Source organism: Pectobacterium parmentieri (assembly GCF_001742145.1).
Lineage (GTDB): Bacteria > Pseudomonadota > Gammaproteobacteria > Enterobacterales > Enterobacteriaceae > Pectobacterium > Pectobacterium parmentieri.
Genome location: NZ_CP015749.1, coordinates 242,746 through 256,921, shown reverse-complemented (window position 1 = coordinate 256,921; position 14,176 = coordinate 242,746). Strand labels below are relative to the sequence as shown.

At 52.2% G+C, this 14,176-nt stretch carries 15 protein-coding genes; 3 read left to right on the top strand and 12 right to left on the bottom strand.

Going from position 1 to position 14,176, the window contains the following annotated elements; all coding sequences use genetic code 11:
- Nucleotides 1-49: 49 nt before the first annotated feature.
- The 7 genes from rpoS to ftsB all read right to left on the bottom strand — a co-directional run bounded on the left by rpoS (nucleotide 50) and on the right by ftsB (nucleotide 6,105).
- Nucleotides 50-1,042, bottom strand: a complete 993-nt coding sequence (rpoS, locus tag A8F97_RS01075) for an RNA polymerase sigma factor RpoS (RefSeq protein WP_005973483.1) — start codon at nucleotides 1,040-1,042, stop codon at nucleotides 50-52.
- Nucleotides 1,043-1,095: 53 nt separating this feature from the next.
- The gene (gene nlpD, locus A8F97_RS01070) at nucleotides 1,096-2,121 is read right to left on the bottom strand and encodes a murein hydrolase activator NlpD (protein WP_025919289.1); all 1,026 of its coding nucleotides are present in this window, start codon (nucleotides 2,119-2,121) and stop codon (nucleotides 1,096-1,098) included.
- A 470-nt stretch (nucleotides 2,122-2,591) separates the two neighbouring features.
- A complete protein-coding gene (locus tag A8F97_RS01065; protein ID WP_015731088.1) occupies nucleotides 2,592-3,218 on the bottom strand; it encodes a protein-L-isoaspartate(D-aspartate) O-methyltransferase in 627 nt (208 codons plus the stop codon).
- Between the two features lie 135 nt (nucleotides 3,219-3,353).
- Nucleotides 3,354-4,400 (bottom strand): tRNA pseudouridine(13) synthase TruD, encoded by a 1,047-nt coding sequence (truD, locus tag A8F97_RS01060; RefSeq protein WP_033071908.1) that lies wholly within the window; start codon nucleotides 4,398-4,400, stop codon nucleotides 3,354-3,356.
- 103 nt (nucleotides 4,401-4,503) lie between these two features.
- Complete coding sequence (gene ispF, locus A8F97_RS01055) at nucleotides 4,504-5,001, bottom strand: 2-C-methyl-D-erythritol 2,4-cyclodiphosphate synthase (RefSeq protein WP_005973491.1); 498 nt, start codon at nucleotides 4,999-5,001, stop codon at nucleotides 4,504-4,506.
- Between the two features lie 51 nt (nucleotides 5,002-5,052).
- Entirely contained in the window at nucleotides 5,053-5,766 is a 714-nt protein-coding gene (gene ispD / locus A8F97_RS01050) for a 2-C-methyl-D-erythritol 4-phosphate cytidylyltransferase (RefSeq protein ID WP_033071909.1), read from the bottom strand.
- 3 nt (nucleotides 5,767-5,769) lie between these two features.
- Nucleotides 5,770-6,105: a cell division protein FtsB gene (ftsB, locus tag A8F97_RS01045; RefSeq protein ID WP_014701177.1), complete on the bottom strand. Its 336-nt coding sequence runs from the start codon at nucleotides 6,103-6,105 to the stop codon at nucleotides 5,770-5,772.
- Nucleotides 6,106-6,459: 354 nt separating this feature from the next.
- Between ftsB and A8F97_RS01040 the strand changes: the two genes are divergently transcribed.
- From A8F97_RS01040 to A8F97_RS01030, 3 genes are all read left to right on the top strand, one after another.
- Nucleotides 6,460-7,230: a basic amino acid ABC transporter substrate-binding protein gene (locus tag A8F97_RS01040; protein WP_015731091.1), complete on the top strand. Its 771-nt coding sequence runs from the start codon at nucleotides 6,460-6,462 to the stop codon at nucleotides 7,228-7,230.
- 133 nt (nucleotides 7,231-7,363) lie between these two features.
- The gene (locus A8F97_RS01035) at nucleotides 7,364-8,128 is read left to right on the top strand and encodes an amino acid ABC transporter permease (protein ID WP_005973498.1); all 765 of its coding nucleotides are present in this window, start codon (nucleotides 7,364-7,366) and stop codon (nucleotides 8,126-8,128) included.
- A complete protein-coding gene (locus A8F97_RS01030) occupies nucleotides 8,115-8,837 on the top strand; it encodes an amino acid ABC transporter ATP-binding protein (protein WP_005973500.1) in 723 nt (240 codons plus the stop codon). The genes A8F97_RS01035 and A8F97_RS01030 overlap by 14 nt, the downstream gene beginning before the upstream one ends.
- Before the next feature lie 72 nt (nucleotides 8,838-8,909).
- On the opposite strand, the gene A8F97_RS01025 is transcribed toward A8F97_RS01030, so the two are convergent.
- The 5 genes from A8F97_RS01025 to cysG form a co-directional block, all read right to left on the bottom strand.
- Entirely contained in the window at nucleotides 8,910-9,242 is a 333-nt protein-coding gene (locus A8F97_RS01025) for a DUF3561 family protein (protein WP_025919292.1), read from the bottom strand.
- Between the two features lie 58 nt (nucleotides 9,243-9,300).
- Nucleotides 9,301-9,981: an adenylyl-sulfate kinase gene (gene cysC, locus A8F97_RS01020; protein ID WP_014701179.1), complete on the bottom strand. Its 681-nt coding sequence runs from the start codon at nucleotides 9,979-9,981 to the stop codon at nucleotides 9,301-9,303.
- The gene (gene cysN, locus A8F97_RS01015) at nucleotides 9,920-11,347 is read right to left on the bottom strand and encodes a sulfate adenylyltransferase subunit CysN (protein WP_033072084.1); all 1,428 of its coding nucleotides are present in this window, start codon (nucleotides 11,345-11,347) and stop codon (nucleotides 9,920-9,922) included. Before cysN ends, cysC begins: the two co-directional genes overlap by 62 nt.
- Before the next feature lie 74 nt (nucleotides 11,348-11,421).
- Complete coding sequence (cysD, locus tag A8F97_RS01010; protein ID WP_005973508.1) at nucleotides 11,422-12,330, bottom strand: sulfate adenylyltransferase subunit CysD; 909 nt, start codon at nucleotides 12,328-12,330, stop codon at nucleotides 11,422-11,424.
- Between the two features lie 9 nt (nucleotides 12,331-12,339).
- Nucleotides 12,340-13,782 (bottom strand): siroheme synthase CysG, encoded by a 1,443-nt coding sequence (gene cysG / locus A8F97_RS01005; protein WP_014701181.1) that lies wholly within the window; start codon nucleotides 13,780-13,782, stop codon nucleotides 12,340-12,342.
- Between the last annotated feature and the right edge of the window lie 394 nt (nucleotides 13,783-14,176).

The following is a 14,176-nucleotide window of genomic DNA, read 5'->3' as shown; positions in this document are numbered from 1 at the left end:
GTGGGTTTCCCACCATTTTTACTTCAAGACATCAGTAACCCGTCACAAATTATTCACGAAACAGTTCTTCAATGCTCAACCCCTGAACCTGCAAAATTTCCCGCAGGCGGCGTAAGCCTTCAACCTGAATCTGACGAACACGTTCACGCGTTAAGCCGATTTCACGACCCACATCTTCCAACGTAGCCGCTTCATATCCTAGCAGACCGAAACGACGCGCCAACACCTCACGCTGTTTGGCATTAAGCTCAAACAACCATTTAACGATATTCTGCTTCATATCGTTATCCTGAGTGGTATCTTCAGGCCCGTTGTCTTTTTCGTCTGCCAGAATATCCAGCAGCGCTTTCTCCGAATCCCCACCCAACGGGGTGTCGACGGAAGTAATACGCTCATTCAAACGCAGCATGCGGTTGACGTCATCGACTGGCTTATCAAGCTGCTCGGCAATTTCTTCCGCACTCGGCTCGTGATCCAGTTTATGAGACAATTCGCGCGCGGTGCGCAGATAAACGTTGAGCTCTTTGACAATGTGAATAGGTAAACGGATGGTGCGGGTTTGATTCATGATCGCCCGCTCTATCGTCTGCCGAATCCACCACGTCGCGTAGGTTGAAAAACGGAATCCTCTTTCAGGATCGAATTTCTCCACCGCACGGATCAGGCCGAGATTCCCCTCTTCAATCAGGTCCAGCAGCGCCAGACCACGATTGTTGTAACGGCGGGCAATTTTCACTACCAGCCGCAGGTTACTCTCTATCATTCGGCGGCGTGATGGGATATCACCACGCAGCGCGCGTCGGGCAAAATAAACTTCTTCTTCTGCGGTTAAAAGCGGCGAATAGCCGATCTCTCCCAAATAGAGTTGTGTTGCGTCTAAAACACGCTGTGGGACCCCTTGCGATAACAGCTCGTCTTCCGCCGAGTCACTATCATTGGTATCTTCCTCTGCCAGCGCTTTATCGTCAAAAACGTCAAGTCCATTTTCGTCGAAATCGGTCTCTTCATGTAACTCGTTAACTTTCAGCGTACTTTGGCTCATAAGTGGCTCCTACCCGTGATCCCTTGGCAGAATACCGAAATAGTCTGCCCGATTTATCGCTGCGGCAGAAAACGCAGCGGGTTTACGGATTTCCCCTTGTAACGAATTTCAAAGTGCAAGCGAACTGAGCTGGTGCCTGTACTGCCCATCGTAGCGATTTTTTGTCCTGCCGTGACATCTTGTTGCTCACGGACGAGCATCGTATCGTTATGGGCATAGGCACTGAGGTAGTCATCATTATGCTTGATGATTATCAGATTTCCGTAACCACGTAGCGCATTGCCCGCATACACCACGCGCCCATTGGCGGTTGCGGTGATCGGTTGCCCACGTGAGCCGGCGATATCAATCCCTTTATTTCCCCCTTCAGAATCGGAGAAACTATCTATGACTTTCCCATCGGTAGGCCAACGCCAACTGCTTACAGCAGCCGTATTGCTGCTGGCAACAGCCGCTGGAGCGGAAACAGGAGCGGTTGTTGTTGCCCCTGCCGTAGGTAACATCTTACCTACATTCTGTTTACCCTGATTAGCAGAATACGCATTAGTTGACTGAGAATCAACCGATGTAGTTTGTATTTGAGCACTTGATGGCGGCGTTGGTACGCCACCTCGGGTGGCGTCGGTTGTTGCCAACATGCCGCCGCTGCTCGTCAGGCCACCACTGCCCGACGTATTATTGCCGGTTCCATTACCTAAACTCAGCGATTGCCCCACATTCAGGCTGTATGGCTCTGGAATATTATTGCGCTGTGCCAGATCCCGGTAGTCATTGCCGGTAATCCAGGCGATATAAAACAGGGTATCTCCCCGCTTAACGGTATAGGCATTGCCGCCGCTGTAGCTGCCTTTCGGGATATTACCGTAGCTACGGTTATAAACAATCCGGCCATCGGACGCTGTTGCCACATTTTCACCTGCCGTTGAAATGCGCGGTGGTGGCGAAGATAACATTCCCCCTCGGCTGCCCGTGTTTCCGTCAACGCTGCTAATCGGTGCGGATTTGGAATTATTGTTGGAGCATCCAGCTACCCCTAAGACAACCACCATACACGCAGCAATCTGACGAAAATTCATCATTCGGCTTCCCATGCGCCTAACTCCCCTATAACTATAGCGTTCAAAAAAGTAACTATATCCATCATACTTCAAGTTGCATGTACGTTGGCAATACCCGCCTCATCTCTGAGCTTCGCCTTGGCAGGCCAACGCTCTGCGTTGTTCAAAGCCCCATATGTTGTCCTGCAACTCGAATTACTTAGGGTATATAACGTTCACAAAAACAGTAATACTCGGAATTCAATTTGGACATGTCTGCTTCGCATCTGCTGTTGCTTCACTAACCGTAGCGTAAATGATTGTAGCGTAACCGATATTTTATTCATTAGTTGGAATGAGAAAGATCGCTAGTTCACCATCGCTGGCGCATAAGCAAAACAGGAGAGGCACCACGATGATTGGATGCTAACCATATCAACCAGTTCGCACCATAAAACCGTTGTATTGAAATGTTAAAGACTTAGCAACACATGCATACCACCGCCACGGTATCAGGCTAATTCGCCTTTGACTAGCGGAACAAACCTAACGGCTTCAACCGTTTGAATAATAAATTCGCCAGCATGGCGCTGAACAACTTGCAGTATTTGCGACTGTTCTCCGACAGGCAACACCATCACACCGCCTTCATCAAGTTGTTCCAACAGCGCCCGAGGAATTTCCGGCGGTGCCGCCGTAACGATAATCGCATCAAACGGCCCACGCGACGCCCATCCCTGCCACCCATCGCCATGACGGGTAGAAACATTGTGTAAATCAAGCTGCTTTAAACGACGTTTAGCCTGCCATTGCAGCCCTTTGATACGTTCAACCGAACAAACGTGCCGAACTAAATGCGCTAAAATCGCCGTTTGATAACCTGAACCGGTGCCAATCTCAAGCACGCGGGATACCGGCGTCAGGTTGAGCAGTTCCGTCATCTTCGCAACCATATAAGGTTGCGAGATCGTCTGGCCGGAGCCGATAGGTAGAGCGGTGTTCTCATACGCTTTATGTTCGAAAGCCTCGTCAACGAAGCGTTCTCTGGGTACGGCCTCTATTGCCGTCAGCAGACGCTCGTCCTGAATGCCTTGCTGACGCAATTGTGCCAGCAACGTTTCTATACGTTTGTTTACCATTCCCCGCCGACCTCAGCTCTGGTTAACCTCGTCACCAATACAGCAATTTTCCCGCACAGGGGTAAGCCAGCTATCACGCAGTGGCCAGCATTGATTCTTTTCAACTATTTTTTGCAAAAAAAGCGTCACTGCGCATCAGGCACCAATATCGGTATCCTGCTGTGAATGCAGTAATTCACGCACCACACTGGTCGCAAAGCTTCCCGCAGGTAGCCAGAATTTCACTTCTACGGTTGCGTCATCCTGCCATTCCCACTGCATTTGCTGCGGATATAGCAGCACAGCACGCCGGGCTGGTTCAACCCGCTCACGTTTGACCAAAGACCATAATGTTTCCTGTCCGGTCAAGGCCAGATCTTCAAATAGCCGCGCGTCATCCTGCGTGCCCAGTTCACCATCGCCGGGCAGCGGTGCAGTAATCTGGAGTTCGCCGGCGTCAAGACGCACCTGTAAGGCATCCAGTTCGTCAGGTTTGGCAACAAACCAACTGCCGCGCCCCGTTAGCTGCAATGCATCACCACACAAAACGGTTTTCGCTTGCTGCTGCGCCAGTCGCGTACTGGCAACCTGATTAAACATCGCACTGCGGCTGGCAGAAAGATAAAAGCTACGTTTACTGCGTTCTTTTACCCGAATTTCGTTATTGGCCCAAAGACGCGCCTGTTCAAGATTATTCCCGTTGCGCCCAAAACGCTGGCTACCGAAATAATTAGGGACACCGCTAGTCGCAATCAGCGCCAAACGCGCGTCCACCTCGTGTCGATCGCTCACCTGACGCAACACTAAGGTAAAATGGTTACCCCGTAGCGCACCGATGCGCAATTTGCGGCGGTGGCGGGTCACCTCAAGAACGTCACAGCCTTCCAACTCCAGCGGGGAGAAATCGGGCGTCTCCTTTCCCGGCATGTGCAGGCAAAACCACTGCTCGGTGACGGCATGGCGATCTTTCAGGCCAGCGTAGCTGACAGCACGCAGCGGCAGGCGAGTAAATTTTGCCAGCATCTCAGCCACAAATTGCGTATTGCAGCCGCGCTTGCGTACACGCACCAAGACCTGCTCACCATCACCATCGGGCAGAAACCCCAGATCTTCCACCACCAGAAAATCTTCCGCAGTGGATTTCAATGAGCCAGTAGCCTGTGGTTCACCGTGCAGCCAGACGAGTTGTTCGCTATTTTCCATCGTTATCCCACAAGGTACATAACCGGATAATGCACAGTCATGACATTGTTTCTTATACTGTTAATTTTCTATTATTGACAAGGCATTGTTGATGAAAAACGGCTTACCACGCGACAATTTCGCCCGTTTCTTTTTTCACCAATAAGGCAACGGCTTCGCAGGCAATGCCTTCGCCACGGCCGGTAAAACCCAACTGTTCTGTCGTGGTCGCTTTCACATTGACGTCATCCATATGACACTGTAAATCTTCCGCCAGATTCACGCGCATTTGCGGGATATGCGGAGCCATTTTCGGCGCTTGCGCAATAATTGTGACGTCCAGATTACCTAGCTGATAGCCCTTTTCATTGATACGACGCCAGGCTTCACGCAGCAGGCCACGGCTGTCTGCACCTTTAAAAGCCGGATCGGTATCAGGGAACAGTTTACCAATATCGCCCAGCGCGGCGGCCCCCAACAGAGCATCAGTCACCGCGTGCAACACCACATCCCCATCGGAATGTGCCAGCAGGCCTTGAGTATAAGGAATTCGCACGCCGCCGATCACCAGCGGACCTTCTCCACCGAACTTATGAACATCAAAACCGTGACCGATACGCATCGCGCGTTCTCCTTATGTATTTAGCAAATAAATTTAGCGAATAAAATGAGGTTACTGCAAACGGGTTAAATAGAATTCAGCTAATGCCAAATCCTCTGGACGCGTGACTTTGATATTATCCGAACGCCCGCTGATAATTTGCGGACGATAGCCACAATATTCCAGCGCAGAGGCTTCGTCCGTGACGGTAATGCCATCCTGAAGCGCGCGTTGCAAACACGGTTTCAGCAGCGCCACCGGAAAAAGTTGCGGCGTCAGCGCATGCCACAAATCGTTACGTTCTACCGTGCGGTCGATAAACCCATCCGTGCCGCGTTTCATGGTATCACGAACCGGTGCGGCCAAAATTCCGCCGACGTCACTCTGTCCGGCAATCGCCAATAAACGAGTAAGATCGTCCTGATGCAGGCACGGACGCGCAGCATCATGCACTAACGCCCACGCCGTATCAGCAACGACAGCCAGCCCAGCCAGTACGGAATCCGCACGCTGCTGCCCGCCCGTCACTGTACAAATACGAGGATCGTGGGCAATCGCCAGAGTATGAAAAAATGCGTCATCTGGACTGATAACGACAACGACACGCTGTACGCGTGGATGGCGTAAAAGCGCCTCGATGGTATGTTCAAGAATGGTTTTATGGCCGATCGCATCATTGCCAATCGTCAGGTACTGTTTAGGGCGATCGTTCTGCATCCGGCTGCCGTTACCCGCGGCGGGTAAAACAGCAACAATTTCAGGCGGGGAAAGGCGTGGTATTTGCATACGTCAACGTTGTGTATTATTGGATGAAGTCGTATTGGGTGACGTCGTATTCGCGCTACGATGCCCTGATTCCGGCACCAGACGATAAAAGCTTTCACCAGGCTTGATCATACCCAGTTCATTACGCGCACGCTCTTCTATCGCCTCTTGTCCGCCATTGAGGTCGTCAATTTCAGCAAACAGTTGTTCGTTGCGGTCTTTTAATTTGGCATTGTTCCCCAGTTGGACAACAACATCATCGTTCACCCGAACATAATCGTGAATGCCATTTTTACCCAGCCACAGTGAGTACTGAAGCCAGCCAAGCAATATCAATAATAACAGCGTAAGCTTTCCCATCCCGCCCCCTGAAAAACCGCCTAATCATCCCATAACTTTTGTTTCGACTCCACTGTGTCCAGCAGTAGAAGGCAAGATTCCCCTCCTTTGCGTACCCAAATAAGGATATTTCTGGCAAGCAGTAGGCTAAATCCTCTCTCGCAGGCTCCTCAAATAGCGCTGTTTTCATCTATTCACCAGCATCATTCTTTCTGCAACCTCCGCCATTTATCAGGAGGCGCAAAACGCAGGCATAGCATGGGCAAAACCGCTCATAGGAAAAACGTCAGTTGAACCATTAATGCTATCTGTGTATTTTTATGCATACAAAGTGCATAAAAAAAGAAAGTTTTACATTTAACCCAGGAGAAAACCATGTTCAAAAAATTGTTATTCGTTGGGGCGCTCTTCGCCACCGCACTATCCACTAGCGCCTTCGCCGCTGAACCCACTTATGTGGTCGGCTCTGGCGGAACCTACCGCCCCTTTGAGTTTGAAAATGCGCAGAAAGAGCTGGAAGGCTTTGATATTGATATTATTAAAGCGGTCGCCAAGGCAGAAAATTTTAATATCAAGCTGATCAATACGCCGTGGGAAGGCATCTTCGCAACCCTGAACTCCGGCGACCGCGACATTATCATCTCCGGCATCACGATTACTGACAAACGTAAGCAAATGGTCGATTTCTCCGCGCCTTATTTTCCTGCCGAGCAATCGATCGTCGTTCCTAAAGGCTCGACGATCGACTCAATCGCCGCGCTGAAAGCTCACAAAGTGGGCGTTGTGAACTCCAGTACCGCCGATATCGTGGTTTCCGACGTATTAGGCAAAAACAGTACATCGATTAAGCGCTTTGATAACACCCCGTTAATGTTACAAGAGCTGTACGAAGACGGTGTCGGTGCCGCGGTTGGCGATGTGGGCGTGGTGAAGTTTTACATTAAGACGCACCCGGAAAAACAGTTCAATCTGGTTTCCGATGCCAAATTCGAGCGCCAGTACTTTGGGATCGCCGTTGCAAAAGGCAACGATCAACTGCGTGAGAAGATTAACGCCGGACTGAAAAAAATTGTGGCTGACGGCACCTACGCCAAGATCTATCAAACCTGGTTTGATAACAACGTGCCAACCTTACCCGCAGAATAACGCCTGCAATACGCCGCGCACTTCTCCTGGTCTCCATCGCCTCGCATGAGACGTCGCATCAACCGGACAGCCAGCCTGTCCGGTTTATTTTAGAATAATCATTACGTTAGCCTATTGAAAAAAGGAAACGATCTTGACGGGATTTCGTTGGGAGATCATTCAGGAATATGCCCCTTTGTTTATGGAAGGCACCTGGATGACCATCAAATGCACCATTATTTGTGTCATTCTTGGCACCTGCTGGGGATTAACGCTCGGATTAGGCCGCTTAGCACAAGCGCCGCACGGGCCGTGGAAATATATCCTGCACTACGGCGTTCAATGGCCGGTACGAATCTACATCAGCGCCTTTCGGGGTACGCCGTTGTTTGTGCAAATCATGGTGGTGCACTTCGCACTGGTACCGCTGTTCATCAACCCGCGTGACGGGCTGCTGGTCACCAGCAATATTATGTCGGTCGATTTTGCCCGTACATTACGCTCGGATTACGGCGCGTTCCTCTCTTGCGTGGTAGCCATCACGCTGAACGCAGGTGCCTATGTCTCTGAGATATTCCGCGCCGGTATTCAGTCTATCGATCGCGGTCAAATGGAGGCGTCACGCTCTCTCGGCATGAGCTATGGCCGCACCATGCGGAAAGTGATCCTGCCACAGGCTTTCCGCCGCATGCTGCCACCGCTGGGTAATAACGCCATCGCTATAGTGAAAGATTCCTCACTGGCTTCGGCGATCGGGCTGGCGGATCTCGCCTATGCCGCTCGCACGGTGTCAGGGGCTTACGCCACGTACTGGGAACCCTATCTGGCGATCTCTATCGTCTATTGGGTTATTACTTTCCTGCTCTCGCTGCTGGTGCGGCACATGGAAATGAGGTTTGGCAAAAGTGATTCACGTTAATAACCTGCAAAAACAGTTTGGCGATACCCATGTCCTGCGTGGTATTTCCTGTGACATCGCGCCTCAGGAAGTGCTTTGCCTGATTGGCCCATCCGGTTCGGGAAAAAGTACTTTTCTGCGCTGTATCAACGCGCTGGAGACACTATCGGCGGGTGAGATTACGGTCAACGGTTTTGCCATTCACGATCAGAAAACCGATATCAACCGCATGCGTGAAAGCGTGGGGATGGTGTTTCAGCGCTTTAATTTGTTCCCCCACATGACGGTGTTGGAAAATGTGATTATGGCCCCGATGGGGGTAAAGAAATTACCCCGTGCCCAGGCCGTCGAACGCGCTAAAGCGTTGCTCAGTAAAGTTGGTTTGCTGGATAAAATCGATGCCTGGCCGAACAGCCTGTCCGGTGGCCAGCAACAGCGCGTCGCGATTGCCCGCGCGTTAGCGATGGAGCCGGCAATCATGCTGTTCGATGAGCCGACATCTGCGCTCGACCCTGAACTGGTTGGCGAAGTGCTGGCCGTCATGAAAACGCTGGCGAACGAAGGCATGACCATGGTCATCGTTACCCATGAAATGGCCTTTGCCAGAGAAGTCGCGGATAGAGTGATCTTTATCGATCAGGGAATTATTCAGGAACAGGGGACGCCAGAGGCGATCTTCACTCATCCGAGCAACCCACGCACGCAGGCTTTCTTGAGCAAGATCCTGTAAATACGTTGAACATTGTAAAATAACAGGCTGTCAGCGTCCACGCTGGCAGCCTTCTCCCTTACCACCTTTCTTTTACCACCCGGTCAGAAAAGAAAAGACCAGCCAGAACAGACAGACCACCGTCAGTCCCGTCGCAAAAAGCGTATAAAAAAGATAGCCTCTCAGCAGAAAGCTGAACCCGACACCAACCAGCACCGAAAACGGCATCAGCGCCAAAAAGAACGGCCACGTGTAGAGCATGAAGAAAAACGTGGTATTCGAGCCATATACCAGAAAGGGAATACTGAACGCCAGCCAATAAAAGGAGAACCCCGTCACCGCTCCCATAAACAGATAGGAAACGCTGTCATCCTCTTCTTGCGCTGGCCGAGTCTTACTAATCGTTAACTGCGTGGCATTTTGCATAATCTTTCCCATTCTTCCCCTGCATCACCCAACAACTCGGTGAAAAAAAGCGGGGACATCAGAGCTTGATAATAGCTCGCTTGCCGAGCAGATCTAACAATTGGCCGGTCAAAGTTGTTACGAATTGTTCACCATCCAGATGACTATCCGGCGTTTCCGGCGCTTCATACACCGAGTCGATCCCAGTGAAATTACGCAACTCCCCCGCGCGGGCTTTCTTGTACAACCCTTTAGGGTCGCGCGCTTCGCAGGTCGCTAAGGGCGTATCCACGAAAACTTCAATAAACTGTCCCTCACCGAGCAGATCCTGCACCATTTTACGCTCGGCGCGATGCGGTGAAATAAACGCAGTCAGAACGACCAGACCGGCATCGACCATCAGCTTGGCGACTTCACCCACGCGGCGGATATTCTCGCGCCGATCGTCGTCAGTAAAGCCGAGATCCCGGCATAGACCGTGCCGAACATTGTCGCCATCCAGCAGGTAGGTGCTAACGCCACGCTGGTGCAACGCCTGCTCCAGCGCCCCCGCCAGCGTGGATTTACCGGACCCAGACAGCCCGGTAAACCAGATAACGACCCCCTGATGACCATGTAGCCTCTCGCGTGACTCACGGGTGACATCGTGCGCATGCCAGACGACGTTATCGTCAGTCGGTTCATCGTGTGAAGACACGTTATTTGCCTCCCAACAAATCGCGCGCACCCCAATGCGGGAAGTGGCGACGTACCAGTGCATTCAGTTCCAGCTCAAACGCGCTATACGCGCCCGGCTCCTGATACACCTGTTCGATAGGTTCGCGTACCAGGCCTGCGCCTACCGTGACGTTGCTCAGACGATCGATAAAGATCATCCCGCCCGTCACTGCATTATGTTGGTAATTATCCAGCACCAGCGGCTCATCAAACACCAGCTCGACGGAACCGATACCGTTCAGCGGCAGGTTTTCGGCTACGCGCTGCGTCAGCGTATTGATCTCAACCTGATATTGAATATTCTCAACCCGAGCGCGCGTTTTCTTACCGCCAATCTTGATGTCGTAGCTTTGTCCCGGCACCAGCGGCTGTTCCGCCATCCAGACAACATCCACCAGCGCATGCTGCACGGCTTTCAGCGATTCGCCGCTGTCGACCAGCAGATCGCCACGGCTGATATCCACTTCATCCGCCAGTACCAGCGTAATCGCTTCACCGGCCTGTGCCTGCGGCAAATCACCGTCAAAGGTCACAATACGGCTGACGGTGGACTCTACGCCGGACGGCAATACTTTGACCCGCTGCCCGATACGGATAATGCCGGAGGCCAGCGTGCCTGCGTAGCCACGGAAATCCAGATTCGGGCGGTTGACGTATTGCACTGGGAAGCGCATTGGCTGTTCCAGCGTGCGCTGTGCCACATTGACCGTTTCCAGCACGTCCAGCAGCGTTGGCCCGGTATACCAGCCCATCGTCGTGCTTGGCGTCGCGACATTGTCGCCATCCAATGCGGAAATCGGCACAAAGGTAATATTCAGGTCGGCAGGCAGTTGCTGGGCAAAATCCAGATAATCCTGCTTAAACTGTTCAAATACCATCTGCTGATAATCCACTAAATCCATTTTGTTCACCGCCACCACCAGATCGCGAATTCCCAGCAGGGTCGCGATGAAGCTGTGACGGCGAGTTTGATCCAATACGCCTTTACGGGCGTCAATCAGCAGGATCGCCAGCTCGCAGGTTGATGCACCGGTTGCCATGTTACGGGTGTATTGCTCGTGTCCCGGCGTATCCGCGATGATAAATTTACGTTTTTCCGTCGAGAAATAGCGGTAGGCCACGTCAATCGTGATGCCCTGTTCGCGCTCGGCCTGAAGCCCATCGACCAACAACGCCAAATCCAATTTCTCGCCCTGCGTCCCGATACGCTTGCTGTCATTGTGCAGCGTGCTGAGCTGATCTTCATAAATCTGGCGCGTATCGTGCAGTAAACGGCCAATCAGCGTACTTTTTCCATCGTCAACGCTGCCACAAGTCAGAAAACGCAGTAGCGTTTTATCCTGCTGCGCGTGTAAATACGCTTCCACACCACCCTGCTCGGCGATCTGCCGTGCGATCGCGTCGTTGATCACGACGGCATCTTTCTCAGCCGCATTTTCTGCCGCTGCATCTTTTAAAGAAATTTGGCTCATTCGACGATTCCTCAGAAATACCCTTGACGCTTTTTCAGCTCCATTGAACCGGCCTGATCGCGGTCAATTACCCTTCCCTGACGCTCACTGGTGGTAGAAACCAGCATCTCTTCGATGATTTCCGGCAGCGTTTGCGCATCCGATGCCACCGCACCGGTCAGCGGCCAACAGCCCAGCGTGCGGAAGCGCACCATACGTTGCTCGATCACTTCACCCGGTTGCAGATCGATGCGATCGTCATCCACCATCAGCAACATGCCATCACGCTCGACTACCGGACGCGGGGCAGCCAGATACAGCGGAACAATATCGATATTTTCCAGATAGATATATTGCCAGATATCCAGCTCGGTCCAGTTGGATAGTGGGAAAACGCGGATGCTCTCGCCTTTGTTAATCTGACCGTTGTAGTTGTGCCACAGTTCCGGGCGCTGGTTCTTTGGATCCCAACGGTGGAAGCGGTCGCGGAAGGAATAAATACGCTCTTTGGCTCGCGATTTCTCCTCATCACGACGCGCCCCGCCAAATGCGGCATCAAAGCCGTATTTATCCAGCGCCTGCTTCAACCCTTCGGTTTTCATAATGTCGGTGTGCTTGGCGCTGCCGTGTACAAAAGGGTTAATCCCCAGCGCTTCACCCTGCGGGTTGCGGTGCACCAGCAGTTCACAGCCGTAGGCCTTTGCCGTGCGGTCACGGAATTCGTACATTTCACGAAATTTCCACCCGGTATCAACATGCAGCAGCGGGAAAGGCAGCGATCCTGGATAGAACGCCTTGCGCGCCAAATGCAGCATCACCGAAGAGTCTTTGCCGATGGAATACATCATCACCGGGTTACCGAACTCGGCCGCCACTTCGCGGATGATGTGAATGCTTTCGGCTTCAAGCTGCCGTAAATGCGTGAGTCGTTTCTCGTCCATACCCTTTCCTTAAGCCAAGTTTACTACCGCTGGGCGGCTGTCTTGCGGCACCGTCGGCGTTGTCTGACCAAACCAGGCAATCTGGTGATGCAAATCCACCACCTCGCCAATCACCAGCAGCGCCGGTGTCGGCGCTTGCCGTGCCAAATGTTCTAACTCTTGCAACGTACCAATTTGTACCTGCTGATCGTGTCGGGTGCCGCGGCCGATCACCGCGACAGGCGTCTGCGCTGAGCGTCCATGTGCGATAAGCTGCTGTGAAATCTCCGCAGCCTTCATCGTTCCCATATAAATCGCCAGCGTCTGACGCCCACGCGCCAGCGTTGACCAATCAAGCGCATCGCCGTCGGGGCGACAGTGTCCGGTAATAAAAATTACGCTCTGCGCATAGTCACGGTGCGTCAACGGAATCCCCGCATACGCAGTAACGCCTGCTGCGGCCGTCACACCAGGCACCACCTGAAAAGAGATACCCGCCTGTGCCACCGCCTGTAGTTCTTCGCCACCACGGCCAAAAATGAAGGGGTCGCCGCCTTTCAGACGCACCACCCGCTTGCCTTCCTGCGCCAGCTTCACCAGCAGTTGATTAATCCCATCCTGTGGCAAGGAATGCGCGCTGGCACGTTTTCCGACACAGATGCGTTCGGCATCGCGGCGCACCAAATCCAGCACATCGGCACTGACCAGATGGTCATACAGCACCACGTCCGCCTGCTGCATCACCTGCAATCCACGCAGCGTAAGCAATCCGGCATCGCCGGGGCCTGCGCCAACCAGTGCGACTTCACCGCGTGCCGACGCGGGCAGTTGCTGTTCATCTTGCTGGTTAACCAGTTGCTGTTGCAGCTCATCTTCGGCCTGCTCCAACTGTCCGGCAGACACCAGCGATGCAAAGCGTCCGACAAACAACCGTTCCCAAAAGCGACGGCGGTCCGACATCGAATGCAGTCGGGTTTTAATCCTGTTACGCCAGCCTCCGGCGATATCTGCCATCGTTCCCAAACTGGCAGGAAGTAATGATTCCAGTTTTTCACGCAGTAACCGCGCTAACACTGGCGCCTGTCCCCCTGAAGAAATCGCCACTACCAGCGGAGAGCGGTCGACAATCGAGGGGAAAATAAACGAGCACTTTGGCTGATCGTCCACCACGTTTACCAGCAAATGTCGCTGATTCGCCGCGTCAAATACGGCTGCATTTAGCTCAGCGTCATCCGTGGCGGCAATCACCAGAAACACGCCAGATAACAGTTCGGGCGTAAAAGCGTGCGCCAGCCATTCAACCTGTCCGGCCTGATGCTGTGCAGCCAACGGTTCCGCCAACGCCTGTGCGACAATTTTTACCTCCGCACCCGCGCGTTGCAGTAGATCGATTTTGCGCGTGGCAACCTCGCCGCCGCCAACAACCAATACCGGGCGCTGACGAAGATCGGCAAATATAGGGAGATAGTTCACAATCGCCTTAACTAAGCAAAAAAGTAGATAATGCGACTATACGGTGAGGAGAGATCACTTATGAAATGCCGAATTGGAATGACAAGTTCCGTAATGGAATAACACCACGTTTACAACTGAGATTGGGATGATAACGGCGGTAAAAATGACGGTGATAAAAAACCGAGCGATGCCTAATACTGATTAATTAATATTTATTTCATTGTTTTCAAAGAATATTACCTCCTAACTTATCCCCGATAATTTCGCTCCTGTCTCAACGGCAATATCAGAAAGCATAGATTTGGTATAAAGCCGAACAATGTTGACTGGATAAAATGTGATCATGCTCGCACTACGGCAAACCAATACTGTAAGCGCTTTCAGAAAGCGCTTACAGTATTGGTTATAAACA

Coding starts and splice junctions, on each gene's coding strand:
- rpoS (WP_005973483.1), bottom strand. CDS start 1,042: ATGAGCCAAAGTACGCTGAAAGTTAACGAGTTACATGAAGAGACCGAT.
- nlpD (WP_025919289.1), bottom strand. CDS start 2,121: ATGATGAATTTTCGTCAGATTGCTGCGTGTATGGTGGTTGTCTTAGGG.
- A8F97_RS01065 (WP_015731088.1), bottom strand. CDS start 3,218: ATGGTAAACAAACGTATAGAAACGTTGCTGGCACAATTGCGTCAGCAA.
- truD (WP_033071908.1), bottom strand. CDS start 4,400: ATGGAAAATAGCGAACAACTCGTCTGGCTGCACGGTGAACCACAGGCT.
- ispF (WP_005973491.1), bottom strand. CDS start 5,001: ATGCGTATCGGTCACGGTTTTGATGTTCATAAGTTCGGTGGAGAAGGT.
- ispD (WP_033071909.1), bottom strand. CDS start 5,766: ATGCAAATACCACGCCTTTCCCCGCCTGAAATTGTTGCTGTTTTACCC.
- ftsB (WP_014701177.1), bottom strand. CDS start 6,105: ATGGGAAAGCTTACGCTGTTATTATTGATATTGCTTGGCTGGCTTCAG.
- A8F97_RS01040 (WP_015731091.1), top strand. CDS start 6,460: ATGTTCAAAAAATTGTTATTCGTTGGGGCGCTCTTCGCCACCGCACTA.
- A8F97_RS01025 (WP_025919292.1), bottom strand. CDS start 9,242: ATGCAAAATGCCACGCAGTTAACGATTAGTAAGACTCGGCCAGCGCAA.
- cysC (WP_014701179.1), bottom strand. CDS start 9,981: ATGCACTGGTACGTCGCCACTTCCCGCATTGGGGTGCGCGCGATTTGT.
- cysD (WP_005973508.1), bottom strand. CDS start 12,330: ATGGACGAGAAACGACTCACGCATTTACGGCAGCTTGAAGCCGAAAGC.